We start from the raw sequence: 17,385 nt of genomic DNA on the forward strand, positions 1-17,385 counted from the left end.
CTGGCTTTATCAGCAAAAAGGAAAATAGCATGAGTGATACAGAGGCAATCAAAACCAAAACTGACTACCTGCGTGATGTCACCTCACAGCTAAAAGAGATGCGTCACTATGCGCAGACCAACACTGAGACGCTTTCCAGTCACTGGCTAGCCTTTGATGCCGGGGAGTATAAGGATAAAGAGTACGCCACGCGTTTTGAGACGCTGATCAACAAGCAGGGACAGCTGCTGGATGATATCGATCAGGCGATTCAGGATCTGGAAATCGCCATCAATCACAGCGAGCAGGAAAGCTAAGCGCGGCTGCTGGTGGCCTAATCGGCCACCAGCCACATCTCGGCTTCATCGAACATCTCTTCAACAATACGCGCAATCGTCGCCTTGTCGTTTTTACTCATATCGGTTTCGATGGCGTTACGCTCCATCGGCTTAACCCGCACCTCCAGATCCGGAAAGACGCGCTGCACGCGCTTCTCCAGCTCCTGCAAAATCATTTCGCGCGCGCCCGGTAAACCGGCTACGTTGCGCTTGTCGTAAATCAGCTCCACAAACATCAGGGCATTCCAGTAATCAAAGTGGGAGCGCCATATTACTGTAAATAAAACCAGTGACAAGCGGCAGGGCGGCAATTATTTTCAAACGGGTGAAACAGCGCGGCGTAAAGATGCAACGACAGAGGAGTAAAGCGGGCAAAAGCAGAGGGCGCACGCAAAAAATCGAACCTCTGGAGGTGGAAATCCAGCAACACCTCCAGAGGCGGTGCAATAGCACCTTTCGTTCAAGGACAATCGACGACAGTCGTCGTGAGTATTAAGTTATACAACTTTTCCCATCTTGTACAACTTTTTCCCCGGAAATTTCTCTCCGATCGCCTTTTTATCAGTGCATCGCTTATAACTCGTTCTTAATACAGAACTCTTCCCACGTCATACCCAGCGCTTCCGCGTGAGACTTCAGATAGGTTTCAATTGCTTGTGCAGCAACCGCTTTATCCGGTTCCGCCAGCTGGATGGAGAACAGCATGCCGTCGAGCTTCTTCTGACGCAGAAACGCGGCATAGATGCGCTCGGCGTGCCACGCGCGCAGTTCACGCAGGGACATATTGGCGGCGCGCGCATCACTCTCACTCAGTTCATCCAGCGCGGACTGAAAATCAGGGTGGGCGGTGAAAAACAGGCTGCGAGCCAGGGCGTAATACTCTTCAGGGGTTTTCATTCGGGGGTTCCTGCCGGTCAAATTGCGCGTTAGTGTAACCCGCACACGGCGACTTGTCAGGAACCCCGAATGTTTACTGCTGTGCGGCTTGCAGGCGCGTCACGTCCTGCTGATTTTTTTCCAGCGTTTGGTCCACCGTCAGCTTGCCCTGCAGCAGCGCCGCCAGATTCTGCCCGACGGCGTTACCCATCTGATCAAAGCCAGCAATACTGACGTACTGCACACCGGTGTAAGGTACGGTGTTCAATGTCGGTTGATCGACGGTGGCGGATTCAATCGCGTTGCGCACCTGAGCGGCGTAAGGCGCCAGGCGCTGGTAGTTTGGCTGCTGGTAGGTGGAGTTGCGGCTGCCGGGTGGCACCGCTCCCCAGCCGACGGTATCCGCGACCTGCTGAATATACTGCCGCGAGGTCGCCCAGCTGATGAAGTCCACGGCGGCGGCGCGCTGCGGTGAGTTAGCCGGTACCGCCAGCGCCCACGACCACAGCCAGTGCGAGCCGTTGCGCGTAATGCCGCCCGGCGCCGGCGCAAATGCCAGCTTGTCCGCCACCAGCGAGATCTGCGGGTTAATCAGCAGCCCGGCGGCGACGGTACTGTCGATCCACATCGCGCATTTTCCCTGTGCGGTAAGACGCAGGATCTGGCCAAAGCTATTGCTGGCCGTATCCGGCGGACCGTCCTGTTTCACCATCGCCAGATAATCGGTCAATACCTCACGCCACTCTGGCGAATTCAGCGTCGGCTGCCAGCGATCGTCAAACCACTGCGCACCATAGGCGTTGGCCATGGTGGTGAGCAGGGCAACGTTATCGCCCCAGCCGGGCTGGCCGCGCAGGCACAGGCCATAGATACCGTGCTGAGGATCGGTGAGTTTCGCCGCGAAATTTTTGATGTCGGTCCAGTCGGGATCGTCCGGCATGGTCAGCCCTTTCGCCGCAAACAGATCTTTGCGGTAATAGGTCATGCTGCTTTCCCCGTAAAACGGTAGCGCGTACAGCGTTTGCTGCCAGGACAGTGCTTTGCGCACCGGCGTCAGCAGATCGTCGCTGTCATACTCTGGCGGCAGGTTGTTGAGCGGCGCCAGCCAGCCTTTTGTACCCCACAGCGGCGCTTCATAGGTACCCACGGTAATCACATCAAATTTTGCGTCACCGCTGTTCATGGCTGCCAGCACCGCCTGGCGCAGGGCGCCATCATCCATCACGTGCCACTGCAGTTTGACGTCCGGATGCTGCTGTTCGTAACGGCTCGACAGCTGCTGCATGATAGTCATGTCACCATTGGCAATGGTGGCGATATTGAGCGTGGTGGCGGCCTGGCTGAGCAGCGGCAGCGCGGCCAGCAGCGCGATTATGGTACGCTTCATGGCGGCTCCTTATGGCTGCTGCAGGCGGAAGAACGCCATTTTTTCCACCAGCAAACCGGCATGCTGGCTCACCGTCTGGCTGGCCGCGCTGGCCTGTTGCACCAGCGATGCATTCTGCTGGGTGGCGCCGTCCATCTGGATTACTGCGGTGTTCACCTGCTCGATACCGCTGGATTGCTGGCGGCTGGCCACGGCGATCTCGCCAACGATATCCACCATGCGCGCCACGCCGTGATTGATGTCGTTGAGCATCTCGCCAGAGCGCTGCACCAGCGCGCTGCCGGCTTCGACTTTACCTACGCTGGCATCGATTAGCGCTTTGATCTCCTGTGCTGCACCGGCCGAACGCTGCGCCAGCTGTCGCACCTCTGACGCCACCACCGCGAAGCCGCGTCCCTGTTCCCCGGCGCGCGCCGCTTCCACCGCCGCATTCAGTGCCAGCAGGTTGGTCTGGAAGGCGATTTCATCAATTACGCGGTTGATATCCGCGATGCGCTTGCTGGAGGATTCAATCTCCTCCATCGCACTCACCGCGTCGCGCAGTACACCGCTGCCGCGCTCGGCCTGATGGCGCACATCGCTTGCCAGCTCGTTGGCCTGCGCGGCGTTGTCCGCGTTGTGTTTCACCGTGGCGGTCATCTGCTCCATACTGGCCGCAGTCTGCTCCAGTGAACTGGCCTGCGCGTGGGTGCGCTCCGACAGGTCGTCGTTGCCATCCGCCATCTGGCGTGCCGCATCGCTCAGTGCATGGGCACTTTCGCCCACCTCACGCACGATCTCCGCCAGCCGCACATCCATGCGCAGCAGCGCCTGCATCAGTTCACCCATCTCATCGCGCGTAACCGTGCCGATGTGGTGATTGAGCTCGCCGCCGGCGATGGCATCCGCCAGCTCGCGCGCCTGGGCGATGGAACGGTTAATCGAGCGGATCAGCAGCCAGCCGGAGACCAGCGCCAGACTCAGACCCAACAGCAGGATGGCGATCAGGCTATTGCGTGCCAGCAGGTAGTCGCGGTTGCCCTGCTGCCAGGCCGTCTGGGCATGCTGCCGCATCAGCGTATCCAGCTGATCGATATCCTGCTGCAGCAACTGGCTGCCGCTGCGCAGGCGGGTTTCGATCACCACCAGTGCGGCGGACGGGTTACCGCCTTTCAGCAGCTCACCGGCTTCATGCAGCGCACCCTGCCAGCCGTCGAGATGGGTCAGGAAGCGCTGGCTCAGCGGTTTGGTCTGCGCATCAAACGCCAGCTGCTGCCAGGTATGGCGATCGGCGTTGATTTGCTGACCGTACTGCGCAATGCGCGCCAGGCGTTTTTCCACTTCACTGCTGTCGGTCCAGTAGCGCAGCGCATCGAACAGGGTAGCGGATTGCTCCTGCACCATGCGGTACAGGCGTGAAGAGTATTGCAGCGGGAGCAGCTCGTTCTGATAGGCATTTTGCGCGCGCTGATCGGCAGCGCGCAGGCCGATAATTCCCCAGACGGCAGCAATAATCAGTAACAGGCACAGCAGGCTGACAATCGCAGCCAGACGTGCGCGAAGGGTCAATCGCATAACAGCGTTCTCCGAAACCAGGGTGAGTAAGTCGTCAATATTGTTATGGGTGCAGGTGCTTTAGACTTCACATCAGGTTATCGGCGAAGAGTTGAACAGCTTGAGGGCGCCGGAGAAAGAGAAGGGGGATTCCACTGCAGATACCTTGCGTCACGCCGGGAAAACATTATAACGTAGCCGCCATTGATGCGAGTGTAGGGACCGAAGATGAAAAAGTGGATGGTACTGGCCGCGCTGGCGCTGAGCGGCTGTGCGCAAATCAACAGTTATGACGAAGCGGTAAAAACCCCGGCACCGCTGGAGCTGCAGGGTAACTGGCAGACGATGGGACCGCAGAGCAAGCTGATCAGCAGCGAGGCCATGGCCAGCCTGATCGTCAGCGCTGATGGCACTACTCTTGACTGCCGCCAGTGGCAGCGGGTGATTGCCAAACCGGGCAAGCTGACGCGCCTGGATGATGACTGGGTTAACGTTAATCGTCAGGCGCGTGTGATGCCGCTCTCGCTGGAGAACGGTGAGCTGCACTACGATGGCCTGACGCTGCGTAAAGTGGATCGCCCAACCGTCGAGTGCCAGCAGGCGCTGGACGAAGTGGCAAAGCGTCCTGGCGACGCGGTGATTCAGGATATTGAGCCGCAGATTCTCAGGCCGGTTACGGCAGAGAAATAATCCGATTGCGCGGGTAAGGCCACAGTGCCGTTACCCGCGCAATCTGTGGATTAAAGGTTCCCCGGGTAGAGTACCTTGTTAGAGAAGCGGCCATAGGCTGAGGTGACTTTTTGTTGTTGCGACGTCGTTTGCACCAGCGATCGCAGTTCATCCATGCGCTCAGCCAGTAACGTCTTCATCAAGACTTCATTATCCAGTATCTCTTTAATCAGTGCGCGAATTTGCACACGCAGGGCCGCAGGGAGTGCACCCGGATCCTGATTACGTGCCATGCACTCGACGTTGCGGACATAAGTACTTTCATTCGCCACCAGATCATCCCACAGTCCTTCCCGCGCCTGATTCAGCATAGTGTTACTTAACTTCAGTAACTGCTGATATCCCTGCAACACATCGCCAGGTGCCATCATCAGTAAGATTCCTGTACGTGATGAGGACCAATTTGCTTCCATGCATCGGCGATATTGGTGAGTAACCCTTCAACCTCGACAATGGCCTCTGCATCATTACGCAGGTTAGCTTCAAGCAAACGTCGTGTCATGTAGTCATACAGGTTGTCGAGGTTTGCGGAGAGTTCACCGCCCACCTCATGATTTAATCCTGCGCGTAAGCCGTTGGTAATAATATTGATGGCTTTGGAAAGTGCCTGGCCTTTACCGGGAATGTCGCCCTGTTCCATCAAAATAGTGGCTTTTTTCATGGCGCTCAGTGCGCCATCAAATAGCAAAACTACCAGCTGGTGTGGGCTGGCACTTAACACGGCACTCTCCAGACCGACCTGTGCGTAGGCCTGCGTTCCCGATTTTGCGTACATTTTTAACTCCTGTTAACTGCTCATCGCCGCAAACTGCTGCGTCAGATAGTTCTGGGTTTGCGTCATGGATGAGACCAGCGTATTCAGATTCGTGAACTGGGTTTTGTAGCGTGCCATGGTGGCGGTAATCTGAGCATTCACCCGGTCGTAATCATCAGACAATTTCTTCAGTGTCTTGTTGATACCGTCTGTGGCGTTTTGCACTGAACCATCAGTGCCCAGGATCTGATCGAGATAGTTACTGGTCTGCGTTGCGAAGCCAGTCGTTTTACCGTCACCTGACAGGAACGTCACGACATCTGCGGATTTTTCATCCAGCGCTTTATTCAGTTTGGTGCTGTCGACGGTCAGCTTGCCGTTAATATCCTGAGTGATACCAATCTGAGAAAGCAGTGAAATACTGCCGCCGCTCTGGGCACTGGTGGACAGCTTGGAGCGCAGGCTGGTCTGAATGTTACGCAGCGTGCCGTCGCCCAGCAGATCGCCATTACTGGTATCCTGGGACGTACTGCCCTGATCTACGGCAGTGTACTTCGTCTGGTTACTAATGGTGGTTTGCAGCGAGTTATACGCATCAACATAGGCCTGCACCGCAGCGATCATCGGCGCATTATCCTTGGTGACGGATAAGGTCTCCGGGCTGCCGGTATTGGTTTTGGTCAGGTTCAGCGTGACGCCTTCCGGCGCATCAGTAATGGTGTTGCTGCTGCGGGTGATGGCGACGCCGTTGATGCTCAGTTTGGCGTCGGCAGCGGTTACCTGCTCTGTCATGCCATTGCTGCTGCCACCTTTAGTAAAACCAATGTACTGCGCCAGGGCGCTGTCATCGGTAGAAACCGTCATCTCGTTGGTGGTGCCGGTATCACGCGAGGTCAGGGCCAGATAATAGGTATTGTCATCAGACTTGATGATACTGGCGGTAACGCTGCCCTGCTGTTTGTTAATCGCATCTTTAATGTCCGTCAGGCTGGTTTGATCTTTGCTCAGCGTGATGGTCATTGGGTCTTTCTGACCAGGTTGCGTAATGGTAATAGTGCGCGAGGCGAGGCTGGAATCGCCTAAATCGCCATCTTTACTGGTCGCGCTTTTCGACAGCAGCGACTGCGCTTTAGCCAGTTGGGTAACTTCAACCGAAAAGTTACCGGCTGCCGCGTCATTGGCCAGCGTGGCGGTGAACGCAGTGTTGGTGCTGCTGACTTTGGTTGAGGCAATAGCAGAGGTATCTTTTAAGGCCGCTGCGGCCGTTTGCACTTTTGCCAGTGCAGTTTGTACCACCCCCCAGGCCGTTAATTTTGCTTTATAAGACGTTTGCTGCTGCGTAATTGGCGTCAGGTTCGCTTGTTCAGCGGTTTGAAGCTGGTCATACAAATCGCTTAAGCCGAGGCTGTTACCGGCATTGAGGTTGCTTACACTTGCCATGTTGGAATCCTTAGGGTTGACGATCACTGGAGAGAGTATCGGCAGCGTTGTAAGGAATATTAGAGAAGGTGAAAAAAAACAATAAGCCAAATAGGGTCGAAATCGTGGCGTGTTTCTGGCCTTTAAAAAAAAGCTAAGGTTTTTATCCGGGTCGACGATAACCATAACAAGCTAATTGGCCTCGGGCCATAAGCCCGATTGAAACCCACTTTTAGAATACAGGACATCATCATGGCCGTTATTAATACGAATACCCTGTCTCTGGTTACCCAGAACAACCTGAACAAATCTCAGTCTTCCCTGGGCACGGCGATTGAGCGCCTGTCTTCCGGCCTGCGCATCAACAGCGCTAAAGATGATGCTGCAGGTCAGGCGATTGCTAACCGCTTCACCTCTAACATCAACGGCCTGACCGTTGCTGCCCGTAACGCCAACGACGGTATCTCTCTGGCACAGACCGCTGAAGGCGCGCTGTCCGAGATCAACAACAACCTGCAGCGTGTGCGTGACCTGACCGTACAGGCGCAGAACAGCTCCAACTCGGCTTCAGACATCGACTCCATCCAGGCTGAAGTTAACCAGCGTATGGAAGAGATCAACCGTGTTACTGCACAAACTGATTTCAACGGTATCAAAGTACTGAACACCGGTTCTGGTTCTAAAGATTACAGCTTCCAGGTGGGTTCAAAAGACGCCGAGACTATCTCCATTACTATTAGCTCAAGTAACGGTTATAACCTGGCGAAAGCAGGGGCTACTGGTACTGCACTGAACACCCGTACTATGGGCACTGGCGATACAGTTAACGGTACTGCTCGTGCAACTCAGGCAGTAGGTTTTGACGTACTCAAAGGCTCTGTAAGTGCTTCTGGTACCGCAGCCGGCACAACACCGCTGGCTGATATTGATGCTGCCATCAAATCTGTCGATTCACAGCGCAGCCTGCTGGGTGCTTCGCAGAACCGCTTTGAATCTACCATTACCAACCTGAATAACACAGTGAACAACCTCTCAGCTGCGCGCAGCCGTATTCAGGATTCTGACTACGCAACCGAAGTGTCGAACATGTCGCGCGCGCAGATCCTGCAGCAGGCAGGTTCTTCTGTGCTGGCGCAGGCCAACCAGGTACCACAGACCATGCTGTCATTGCTGCGCTAATCGCCAGCACCATAAAAAAACGGAGCCAATATGCTCCGTTTTTTTTTGGCCGTTGTTCTTGGCTTTTATTCAGCAAAATCTTCTATTCATATGTCTGGATTAATTTTTAAATTTTTAGGCATTCTTTTATTAAAGATAGTGAAGTTTTCCCGGATGGTGTCGATAACTTTTGTACGGTGAGTAACCGCAGGCCTGAAGGGCTGAATCCACTTACTTAATAAAGGATATTTGCTATGGCAGTGATTAATACCAATACATTATCGCTGGTTACCCAGAACAACCTGAACAAATCTCAGTCTTCTCTGGGCACGGCTATTGAGCGCCTGTCTTCCGGCCTGCGCATCAACAGCGCTAAAGATGATGCTGCAGGTCAGGCGATTGCTAACCGCTTCACCTCTAACATCAACGGCCTGACTGTTGCTGCCCGTAACGCCAACGACGGTATCTCTCTGGCACAGACCGCTGAAGGCGCGTTGTCCGAGATCAACAACAACCTGCAGCGTGTGCGTGACCTGACCGTGCAGGCGCAGAACAGCTCCAACTCGGCTTCAGACATCGACTCCATCCAGGCTGAAGTTAACCAGCGTATGGAAGAGATCAACCGCGTCACTGCGCAAACTGACTTCAACGGTATCAAAGTACTGAACACCGGTTCTGGTTCCAAAGATTACAGTTTCCAGGTTGGCTCTAAAGATGCTGAAACCATCGCTATCACCATTAGTTCCAGTGATGGTTATAACCTGGCGAAAGCGGGCACCGGTACGGGCACTGCTCTTAACACCCGCGCCATGGCTTCCGGAACAGATTTAGTCAATGGTTCTGCACGTACAACTGCTGCAATTGGTTTTGACGTACTGAAAGGTAAAGTGACCGGTGGTGCATCTGGCGCCGCTTCTGGTACCACGCCACTGGCAGACATCGATGCAGCGATCAAATCTGTTGACTCGCAGCGCAGCCTGCTGGGTGCCTCACAGAACCGCTTTGAGTCGACCATCACCAACCTGAACAATACCGTGAACAACCTGTCAGCTGCGCGCAGCCGTATTCAGGATTCTGACTACGCGACAGAAGTGTCGAACATGTCGCGCGCGCAGATCCTGCAGCAGGCAGGTTCTTCTGTGCTGGCGCAGGCCAACCAGGTACCACAAACCATGCTGTCTCTGTTACGTTAATTACGCGTACAGTCAAAAAGCTCCCAATTGGGAGCTTTTTTTTTCAAAGTGTTTACTTTGCCAGCATTCAAAAATTCAGTCGTAATTTTAATAAAATCATCATTAAAGGTTGTTCGCCTCCTGCCGATAAATTTTCACGACGGCGTGATTGCCTCAGGCTTGATCGAGCCTGCATCCACTATCTGTTGAAGGAAAAATATTATGGCAGTAATTAATACTAACACCTTGTCACTGGTCACCCAGAACAACCTGAACAAATCTCAGTCTTCCCTGGGCACGGCGATTGAGCGCCTGTCTTCCGGCCTGCGCATCAACAGCGCTAAAGATGATGCTGCAGGTCAGGCGATTGCTAACCGCTTCACCTCTAACATCAACGGCCTGACCGTTGCTGCCCGTAACGCCAACGACGGTATCTCTCTGGCACAGACCGCTGAAGGCGCGCTGTCCGAGATCAACAACAACCTGCAGCGTGTGCGTGACCTGACCGTACAGGCGCAGAACAGCTCGAACTCTGCCTCAGACATCGACTCCATCCAGGCTGAAGTTAACCAGCGTATGGAAGAGATCAACCGCGTAACGTCGCAGACCGACTTCAACGGCATCAAAGTGCTGAACACCGGTTCTGGCACCAAAGATTATAGCTTCCAGGTGGGTTCAAAAGACGCCGAGACCATCTCCATTACGATCAGCTCAAGCGACAAGTTCAACCTCGCTAAGACTGGAGTTACTGGCGGTACTGCACTGAATACCCGTAGCATGGGTACGGGTGACACTGTCAATGGAACTGCACGTGCTACAGAAGCTGTCGGTTTTGATGTTCTCAAGGGCAAGGTTACCGGCGGTGCATCGGGTACAGCAGCTGGCTCGACGCCACTGGCCGATATCGATGACGCGATCAAATCAGTAGACGCACAGCGCAGCCTGCTGGGTGCCTCACAGAACCGCTTCGAGTCAACCATCACCAACCTGAACAATACCGTTAACAACCTGTCAGCTGCGCGCAGCCGTATTCAGGATTCTGACTACGCGACAGAAGTATCAAACATGTCGCGCGCGCAGATCCTGCAGCAGGCAGGTTCTTCGGTACTGGCGCAGGCCAACCAGGTGCCACAGACCATGCTGTCTCTGCTGCGTTAATATTGCCGCTTATTTCAAAGCCCTGCCATTGGCAGGGCTTTTTTTTACAAATAGTAATAACCGGGAATGAGAAGGTTTTATAGCGCTTATACTGCGATTGCATACGAAACTCCTGAGTAGACTTAACCGATATGGTTTTGTCTATTCAAAGAACGTTATGCAGGAGAGGGTATGAATAACAATCTAATGGTGACCAGTCCACTATTGCCACCGCTTGATGAGTTTATCCCCTATCTGGAAGATATCTGGCAGAGCAAACGACTTACCAATGGTGGCCCTTTTCATCAACAACTTGAGCAGGCACTGGCTGATTATCTCGGCGTGCAGCACCTGAGCTTGTTTGCTAACGGAACGCTTGCTCTTGTGACAGCATTACAGGCATTGCGTATCACCGGCGAAGTCATCACAACCCCGTACTCCTTTGTGGCGACATCGCATTCTTTATTATGGAACGATATTAAGCCGGTATTTGTAGATATTGATCCGATCAGCTGCAATCTTGATCCTGCTAAAATTGAAGCAGCGATTACGCCTCAAACTACAGCAATCATGCCAGTTCATTGCTATGGCATACCCTGTGATGTTGATGCCATCCAGGAAATCGCCGATAAGTATGGTCTGAAGGTAATTTACGATGCTGCACATGCTTTCGCCGTGAAACGAGAAAATGAAAGTGTATTACTGCATGGTGATCTGTCCATTTTAAGCTTTCATGCTACAAAAGTATTTAATACATTTGAAGGTGGGGCGATTATTTGTCCAAATGAAAAAATAAAACGTCGTATTGATTACCTCAAGAACTTTGGATTCGCAGATGAGACGACAGTTGTCGCTGCAGGAATCAATGGTAAAATGAACGAGGTACAGGCTGCATTTGGATTATTGCAGCTGAAACATGTGGATAATGCTTTTCAGTGTCGGGCTGAAATATTTCAAAAATATGTTAATGCACTATCAGGCATTCAAGGCGTCTCTTTTAGCCATCTATCCGAAAACCTTGAATGGAATTATGCATATTGCGCAATTTTTATTGACGATACTCTTTTCCCAATGACAAGGGATGAGTTATATCAACAATTCAAAAAACAGGGAATATATGTACGTCGGTATTTCTACCCGTTAATTTCAGAATTTCCAATGTATAAGAATTATAGCTCCTCAGCTGTGGAAAACTTGCCTAATGCTATGGCTATTTCAAGAAAGGTGCTCTGTCTGCCGATCTATCCAACATTGAGTGAGCAAGAGCAGGATGACATTATTCAGGTAATTCTGGCTGCTGGTCAGGTTAAAGCAGCATGACGACCAAAAACTACACAAGATATGTTATTTTTAGCGGTGCTAATGAGAGGGCTATAATTGCCTCTTGCCGCTATTTTATAAGTAATAAAATTAGATTCTCCATAATTTCACGTCCCGCTGGCGATAAAGTGACCAGCACAAGTTATCGTCGATATATCCATGCAATCAGAAAGCAAGATGAATTAGATATAGAGGATATGCTACATTGCGTAAAAGAAATAACAAAGAAATTTCCAACTGATAAATTAATGTTGTTGCCGACGGCTGAGTCAATTAATCGTATTTATTTGAATTTTCGTCAACGGTTTATCACTACAGGACTTCATAGTGATCTATGCGATGAGGAGATTTATATGTTAATTTCTAACAAGTCGTCTTTTATCGCTCTGCTGGAGAGTTTTGGACTGGAAGCTCCAAAACAGATTAATGATCCCTGCGAGTTGGATATCCCATTCGTTGCCAAGCCGCTACGGGAATTTTCCCAGCAATCTGGTGAAAAATTGTATCCGGAATTAATTTTAGATAATTGTGGCCTTAGTAAACATCAGAAAATAAAAAATAAGAGCGATTATTTCTATCAAAAATATATAGACGGTGCCAGCTATTACTTTCTGATGAGAGTTAACAAGGATGGTACGGCTCAGATTTGCTACCAGCGAAACTTATTGCAGCAGGCGAATGGTAAATCAATGATTGCTGCGCAAGCTTGCGATTGTCCTGATCTTCTTTTTGAACAACGGATTATTGATGCATTTACTAGCGTAGGTTTTTACGGATTGGTAATGGTTGAAATTATGATTAGTGAAGGCAAGAGTTGGGTAATTGAAGCAAACCCTCGCTTGTGGGGACCTTTTCAGCTTGCTATCCAGCAAGGCATGTCGCCTGTAGATAATCTTGTTAATTCGAAAAAAGAAAATAAAAATACCAGTAACTATTTGTGGCTTAACGGATTAATCGAGACATGGGTCAAAGGTGGAAAGGTAAGGGACTATTTTTCACTGAATGAATCTTCTCTGTTTTTTATTTTAAAATCTATACCAGGAGACATCTATCTTCATAGGGATACCTGGCGTCTTTTTTTTCTGGAGTTGAGAAAAAACTTTTCCATGTATTATTTCAATAAATTAAATGCTTTTAAGTGGGTGAAGCGCAATGAATAATAATTTAATCGATGAAATTAAAGACAGATTGAAGTCAGAATCCAGTTCTGGCAAACATGCGCTGTACCAGGTATTGCCTGAAGAGCTACGTATTAGACTTGGTCATGTTGATTATAATCCAGGTTCTCGTTCCGAAGAGGCACGCCTGGATTATATTAAAAATAAAATAAAAATCAAAGACAAGGTGATATTTGATATTGGATGTAACCTGGGTTTTTTCTCACTCTCGTTTCTCAGTTTAGGCGCGGCGCATTTAATCTGTTATGAAGGCAATAAAAACCATGCCGACTTTGTGAAGCAAGCTGCAAATTTACTGGGATATCAAGAAGTAATTACAGTTAACAATAGTTATTATGAGTTTTCAGACTCCTCACTAAGAGCCGATGTCGGCTTGCTTCTGAACGTTTTACACCATGTTGGCGATGACTATGGTGATGCATCCGTTTCAAAAAATAATGCCAGGCATAAAATAATTGAACAGCTAAATAAGGTATCTGAAAGCTGTGAAACATTGATTTTTCAGTTAGGGTTTAACTGGCGCGGTGATAGTAAACTTCCACTTTTTACTACAGGTACAAAAAAAGAGTTGATTGAGTTTATCACTGAAGGAATTGAAGGGTTTTGGCAGATTGAGAGTATTGCTGTAGCTCAAGTTAAGACGGATAAAGAGGTTGTTTATGAGTCGATCAATGAAGGCAATCTGCAGCGGGACGATGCTTTAGGCGAGTTTCTTAATCGGCCTTTATTTATCCTTAAAAGTTTGCGTTATAAACGTAATTAATTTCTGCTGATATTTAACCTCAGTAAGCGGTGATGCGATGAAAGAGAATAAACTGGTTTCAATAATAATACCAGCATATAAAGGTGATTTCTTTGAACTGTCTTTGCAAAGTGCTGTGCAGCAAGATTATCCTGCGGTTGAAATAATAGTTTGCGATGACAGTGATAGCGATTTAATTAGTAACGTTGTCAGGAAATATCAAAACACTACGCCTGTAAAAATATCATATTATAAGAATGAGCAAAGATTACAGGAAATTGGCAATGTCAGACGCTGCCTGTCACTTTCTAACGGTGAGTATGTCAAGTTTCTTTATGATGACGACATATTACGGAAAGATTGCGTTTCTAAACTAATGAAAGCATTCACTGCCTCTTCGGATATAGTGTTAGCTTCCTCGCGCCGCCAGAGGATCAATGAACAAGGCGATGTTCTTCCTGATATCATGGCCACAGCATATCCTTTTCGTGGAGACGTTATCATTGAAGGGCGAGATTTAATCGCGTTCCTTAGTGATTATATCATCAATTTTATTGGTGAACCTTCATGTGTGCTTTGCCGTCGTCAGGATTTAGTGGATCTGGGAGATGAATTATTCTTCCTGAATGGAAAACGCATGCGCTATCTGGGTGATGTGGCGATTTATGTCAATTTACTCAGTAAAGGAAATTTTGCTTTCCTGAGCGAACCACTTTCAAAATTTCGTATTTCAGAGCAGCAAGTTAGTCAGATGGCCGCATTGGATCAGGAAGCGGTGGCTACGACTTACCAACAATTTCCATTGATGATCGAAGCATTAGGTTGGTATAAAGGCGATCATATCTCCAACCAGACAGTACGCGCATCTGCTCTTACTCATCCAGGAAATTATATTGAATGTAATTTGCTCGCGGCGCTGAGTAGTGCTTTGCATCTTTCAGGTGGCAGTCGTGCTAACAAGAACCTTGGTGACTGGTTAAAAAGTCGGGAAATAACGAAAGTTCAGTCTGCTTATATAGAAAATCACCTGTCTTCAATTTCAATTAATAAAGTTGTTGTATATGTGCTTGCCAGAGAAGCAGATAATGAAAATATTAATGTCACACTAGATAGCCTGGAGAAAAATGCCACACCAGGATTGATAGTTCATCCAGTGCTGATCAATGCAAATTTAACTGATTTTACCTCCATTGAGAATCTGAAGAATAGCGATCTTAATGAGTTTGAGCTTATTAATCAACATTTGTCAGAAGCTACAGTTGACTGGATTCTCATTCTTAAAGCAGGCTCTATTTTGACTAGCAGTGGTTTATTGCAAATGTCGTTCGCCCTGCCTGATGCGAAGGGATGTGCTGCAGTTTATGCTGATGAGCTTTATCATCAATCTGGTGAGGTGACAGGCTCATCATTTCGGCCTGACTTCAATCTTGACTTGTTACTAAGCCATCCTGCTGAAATGGCAAGACACTGGCTTTATAATCGAAATGTGCTGTTGAATGTGGGCGGATTTGACCCAGCCTACCATAAAGCATCAGAATTCGAACTTATTGTTCGTCTGGTCGAGCAATATGGTATCAATAGTATTGGTCATCTGCCAGAACCTTTGGTTATTTCTGAAAGTTTTTTATTAACTGACGAACCAGAGTATCGGGATATTCTTCAGAAGCATTTGCACAGGCGTGGATACACAAAAGGCTGGGTGAAAAACACATGGCCTGGTTTATATAGTCTTCGCTACGAACACGCAAATCAGCCGCTGGTTTCAATTATCATTCCTACTAAAGACCAATTGCCAGTCCTCATCACATGTGTCACTTCTCTTTTAGAAAAGACGCATTATAAAAACTACGAAATCATTGTCGTAGATAATAACAGTGAATCCGCTGAAGCGCAGCAGTGGCTGGCCGGATTAGCTGAAATTGATCCGAAACGCATAAGAGTACTTAGTTATCCCCACCCCTTCAACTACTCGGCCATAAATAATTTTGCAGCTCGTGAAGCCCGTGGTGAGTATTTGGTTTTACTCAATAATGATACAGCAATAATCAGTGAAAACTGGTTAGACGAACTGTTGAATCACGCACAACGGCCTGAGGTTGGGATCGTTGGGGCCAAATTGCTTTATCCTGATGGTCGTGTACAGCATGCTGGTGTAATTCTCGGTTTACGTGGTCCAGCTGAGCATCCTTTTATTGGCGAAGCTGCAGACGCACCTGGTTATATGCGCCGCCTGTTGGTTGACCAAAACTACGCCGCAGTTACGGCTGCGTGTCTGATGATTCGTGCAGAAATTTACAGAGAAGTAGGTGGACTCAACGAAGAAGACTTTAAGGTTTCATACAACGATGTTGATCTATGTTTAAAAGTACGTGAATCTGGATATTTAACTGTATGGACACCTCACGCTGTGGTAATGCATGAAGGTAGCGTGAGCCAAAAGCGAGTCGATAAAACAACGCAGGAAAAAAAGATCCGCAGATTTACTGATGAGCAGGATGCTTTTTATCGCCGCTGGATGCCATTAATTGCAAATGATCCTGCATACAATGCTAATCTTTCACTCAATGGTAATGGTTTTGAACTTGAGCAAGGTGATGCTTTAACCTGGCGGCCGCTCTCATGGAAACCAATGCCTGTAATTACCGCATTAATGGCGGATTTTACCGGATGTGGTCAATATAGAATCATTCAGCCACTGAATGCAATGATCTCAGAAGGGCTGGTTGAGGGCAGATTAACCGATGTAATGCAGCATGCTTCGGAACTTGCCCGTTATGCACCGGACAGTATAGTGTTGCAAAGGCAGATCACTCCTGAATCACATGAGTGGTTAAATCGATTGAAGGTGTTACCTGACATTTTTAAAGTTTTTGAGCTTGACGACTACTTACCTAATTTACCGATGAAGAGCATTCATCGTGAACATATGCCTAAAGATATTTTGAAGTCGATTCGCAAAAGTCTCAGTTTGGTAGACCGTTTCATCGTTTCTACCTCAGCGCTGGCAGATGCGTTTTCAGGCGCTCATGCTGATATCAGAGTGGTGGAAAACCGACTTCCGCCAGCTATATGGGGCAACCTGACTAGTTTGCGAGGGCAAAGTAAAAAACCGCGGGTGGGTTGGGCAGGAGGCTCAAGCCATACAGGCGATCTGGAAATGATTTATGATGTGGTAAAGACTCTTTCGGATCGAGTGGAGTGGGTATTCTTCGGCATGTGTCCAGCTAAATTGCGTCCATATATTCACGAATATCATCAGGGCGTTGAGATTAAAGACTACCCAGAAAAACTCGCATCATTAAATCTTGATCTGGCGTTAGCGCCGGTTGAAGATAATTTATTTAACCGCTGTAAGAGTAATTTACGTCTGCTTGAATATGGCGCCTGTGGTTTTCCAGTCATTGCAAGCGACGTTGAGTGTTATCGCTATAACCTGCCAGTGACTTTAGTACGTAACCGTTACAAAGACTGGATTGAAGCCATCGAAATGCACCTGAACGATCGTGATACGTCCTGGCTTATGGGTGATGCGCTGCGCGAGGCAGTAAGAAGTGACTGGCTGTTGACGGGCGAACCGTTAAGGCAGTGGGCAAAGCTCTGGTTGCCTGATTAAGTGAATAAAAAACCCGGTTTAATCCGGGTTTTTTTATGCATGAAGCAAAT

At 49.2% G+C, this 17,385-nt stretch carries 16 protein-coding genes; 9 read left to right on the top strand and 7 right to left on the bottom strand.

Annotated elements, in window-relative coordinates; translation table 11 throughout:
* Positions 1 to 29: 29 nt before the first annotated feature.
* Positions 30 to 296, top strand: a complete 267-nt coding sequence (locus AC6I8P_RS07855) for a hypothetical protein (protein ID WP_481657568.1) — start codon at positions 30 to 32, stop codon at positions 294 to 296.
* Between the two features lie 17 nt (positions 297 to 313).
* Here the strand turns inward: AC6I8P_RS07855 and AC6I8P_RS07860 are convergent, their stop codons facing one another.
* From AC6I8P_RS07860 to AC6I8P_RS07875, 4 genes are all read right to left on the bottom strand, one after another.
* Entirely contained in the window at positions 314 to 553 is a 240-nt protein-coding gene (locus AC6I8P_RS07860; protein WP_021509882.1) for a DinI-like family protein, read from the bottom strand.
* 337 nt (positions 554 to 890) lie between these two features.
* On the bottom strand, positions 891 to 1,214 hold the full coding sequence (locus tag AC6I8P_RS07865; protein WP_021509883.1) for a DUF6388 family protein: 324 nt from the start codon (positions 1,212 to 1,214) through the stop codon (positions 891 to 893).
* 73 nt (positions 1,215 to 1,287) lie between these two features.
* Entirely contained in the window at positions 1,288 to 2,580 is a 1,293-nt protein-coding gene (locus AC6I8P_RS07870; protein WP_481657569.1) for an ABC transporter substrate-binding protein, read from the bottom strand.
* A gap of 9 nt (positions 2,581 to 2,589) precedes the next feature.
* A complete protein-coding gene (locus tag AC6I8P_RS07875) occupies positions 2,590 to 4,134 on the bottom strand; it encodes a methyl-accepting chemotaxis protein (RefSeq protein ID WP_348879292.1) in 1,545 nt (514 codons plus the stop codon).
* 207 nt (positions 4,135 to 4,341) lie between these two features.
* Here AC6I8P_RS07875 and yedD point away from each other — a divergent pair, with 207 nt between their 5' ends.
* Entirely contained in the window at positions 4,342 to 4,803 is a 462-nt protein-coding gene (gene yedD / locus AC6I8P_RS07880; protein WP_058757410.1) for a lipoprotein YedD, read from the top strand.
* Between the two features lie 50 nt (positions 4,804 to 4,853).
* Here the strand turns inward: yedD and fliT are convergent, their stop codons facing one another.
* The 3 genes from fliT to fliD are packed head-to-tail and all read right to left on the bottom strand — an operon-like array spanning position 4,854 to position 7,036.
* Positions 4,854 to 5,213, bottom strand: a complete 360-nt coding sequence (gene fliT, locus AC6I8P_RS07885) for a flagellar protein FliT (RefSeq protein ID WP_481657570.1) — start codon at positions 5,211 to 5,213, stop codon at positions 4,854 to 4,856.
* On the bottom strand, positions 5,213 to 5,617 hold the full coding sequence (gene fliS, locus AC6I8P_RS07890) for a flagellar export chaperone FliS (RefSeq protein WP_125311393.1): 405 nt from the start codon (positions 5,615 to 5,617) through the stop codon (positions 5,213 to 5,215). The genes fliT and fliS overlap by 1 nt, the downstream gene beginning before the upstream one ends.
* 12 nt (positions 5,618 to 5,629) lie before the next feature.
* Entirely contained in the window at positions 5,630 to 7,036 is a 1,407-nt protein-coding gene (gene fliD, locus AC6I8P_RS07895; protein WP_125311391.1) for a flagellar filament capping protein FliD, read from the bottom strand.
* Between the two features lie 231 nt (positions 7,037 to 7,267).
* Between fliD and AC6I8P_RS07900 the strand changes: the two genes are divergently transcribed.
* The 7 genes from AC6I8P_RS07900 to AC6I8P_RS07930 all read left to right on the top strand — a co-directional run bounded on the left by AC6I8P_RS07900 (position 7,268) and on the right by AC6I8P_RS07930 (position 17,335).
* Positions 7,268 to 8,194: a flagellin N-terminal helical domain-containing protein gene (locus tag AC6I8P_RS07900; protein WP_125311389.1), complete on the top strand. Its 927-nt coding sequence runs from the start codon at positions 7,268 to 7,270 to the stop codon at positions 8,192 to 8,194.
* 233 nt (positions 8,195 to 8,427) lie between these two features.
* Entirely contained in the window at positions 8,428 to 9,366 is a 939-nt protein-coding gene (locus tag AC6I8P_RS07905) for a flagellin N-terminal helical domain-containing protein (RefSeq protein WP_132462258.1), read from the top strand.
* 201 nt (positions 9,367 to 9,567) lie between these two features.
* A complete protein-coding gene (locus AC6I8P_RS07910) occupies positions 9,568 to 10,503 on the top strand; it encodes a flagellin N-terminal helical domain-containing protein (RefSeq protein ID WP_125310805.1) in 936 nt (311 codons plus the stop codon).
* A 171-nt stretch (positions 10,504 to 10,674) separates the two neighbouring features.
* On the top strand, positions 10,675 to 11,802 hold the full coding sequence (locus tag AC6I8P_RS07915) for a DegT/DnrJ/EryC1/StrS family aminotransferase (protein WP_136548190.1): 1,128 nt from the start codon (positions 10,675 to 10,677) through the stop codon (positions 11,800 to 11,802).
* Positions 11,799 to 12,962 carry an ATP-grasp domain-containing protein gene (locus AC6I8P_RS07920; RefSeq protein ID WP_481657571.1) on the top strand — a complete coding sequence of 388 codons (1,164 nt, stop codon included), beginning with the start codon at positions 11,799 to 11,801 and terminating at the stop codon, positions 12,960 to 12,962. Before AC6I8P_RS07915 ends, AC6I8P_RS07920 begins: the two co-directional genes overlap by 4 nt.
* A complete protein-coding gene (locus tag AC6I8P_RS07925) occupies positions 12,955 to 13,743 on the top strand; it encodes a class I SAM-dependent methyltransferase (RefSeq protein WP_136545833.1) in 789 nt (262 codons plus the stop codon). The genes AC6I8P_RS07920 and AC6I8P_RS07925 overlap by 8 nt, the downstream gene beginning before the upstream one ends.
* Positions 13,744 to 13,780: 37 nt before the next feature.
* A complete protein-coding gene (locus tag AC6I8P_RS07930) occupies positions 13,781 to 17,335 on the top strand; it encodes a glycosyltransferase (RefSeq protein ID WP_481657572.1) in 3,555 nt (1,184 codons plus the stop codon).
* Positions 17,336 to 17,385: the final 50 nt, after the last annotated feature.

It is taken from the genome of gamma proteobacterium symbiont of Lampromicra miyakona, from assembly GCF_059730895.1.

Coding starts and splice junctions, on each gene's coding strand:
- AC6I8P_RS07855 (WP_481657568.1), top strand. CDS start 30: ATGAGTGATACAGAGGCAATCAAAACCAAAACTGACTACCTGCGTGAT.
- AC6I8P_RS07860 (WP_021509882.1), bottom strand. CDS start 553: ATGTTTGTGGAGCTGATTTACGACAAGCGCAACGTAGCCGGTTTACCG.
- AC6I8P_RS07865 (WP_021509883.1), bottom strand. CDS start 1,214: ATGAAAACCCCTGAAGAGTATTACGCCCTGGCTCGCAGCCTGTTTTTC.
- AC6I8P_RS07870 (WP_481657569.1), bottom strand. CDS start 2,580: ATGAAGCGTACCATAATCGCGCTGCTGGCCGCGCTGCCGCTGCTCAGC.
- AC6I8P_RS07875 (WP_348879292.1), bottom strand. CDS start 4,134: ATGCGATTGACCCTTCGCGCACGTCTGGCTGCGATTGTCAGCCTGCTG.
- yedD (WP_058757410.1), top strand. CDS start 4,342: ATGAAAAAGTGGATGGTACTGGCCGCGCTGGCGCTGAGCGGCTGTGCG.
- fliT (WP_481657570.1), bottom strand. CDS start 5,213: ATGATGGCACCTGGCGATGTGTTGCAGGGATATCAGCAGTTACTGAAG.
- fliS (WP_125311393.1), bottom strand. CDS start 5,617: ATGTACGCAAAATCGGGAACGCAGGCCTACGCACAGGTCGGTCTGGAG.
- fliD (WP_125311391.1), bottom strand. CDS start 7,036: ATGGCAAGTGTAAGCAACCTCAATGCCGGTAACAGCCTCGGCTTAAGC.
- AC6I8P_RS07900 (WP_125311389.1), top strand. CDS start 7,268: ATGGCCGTTATTAATACGAATACCCTGTCTCTGGTTACCCAGAACAAC.
- AC6I8P_RS07905 (WP_132462258.1), top strand. CDS start 8,428: ATGGCAGTGATTAATACCAATACATTATCGCTGGTTACCCAGAACAAC.
- AC6I8P_RS07910 (WP_125310805.1), top strand. CDS start 9,568: ATGGCAGTAATTAATACTAACACCTTGTCACTGGTCACCCAGAACAAC.
- AC6I8P_RS07915 (WP_136548190.1), top strand. CDS start 10,675: ATGAATAACAATCTAATGGTGACCAGTCCACTATTGCCACCGCTTGAT.
- AC6I8P_RS07920 (WP_481657571.1), top strand. CDS start 11,799: ATGACGACCAAAAACTACACAAGATATGTTATTTTTAGCGGTGCTAAT.
- AC6I8P_RS07925 (WP_136545833.1), top strand. CDS start 12,955: ATGAATAATAATTTAATCGATGAAATTAAAGACAGATTGAAGTCAGAA.
- AC6I8P_RS07930 (WP_481657572.1), top strand. CDS start 13,781: ATGAAAGAGAATAAACTGGTTTCAATAATAATACCAGCATATAAAGGT.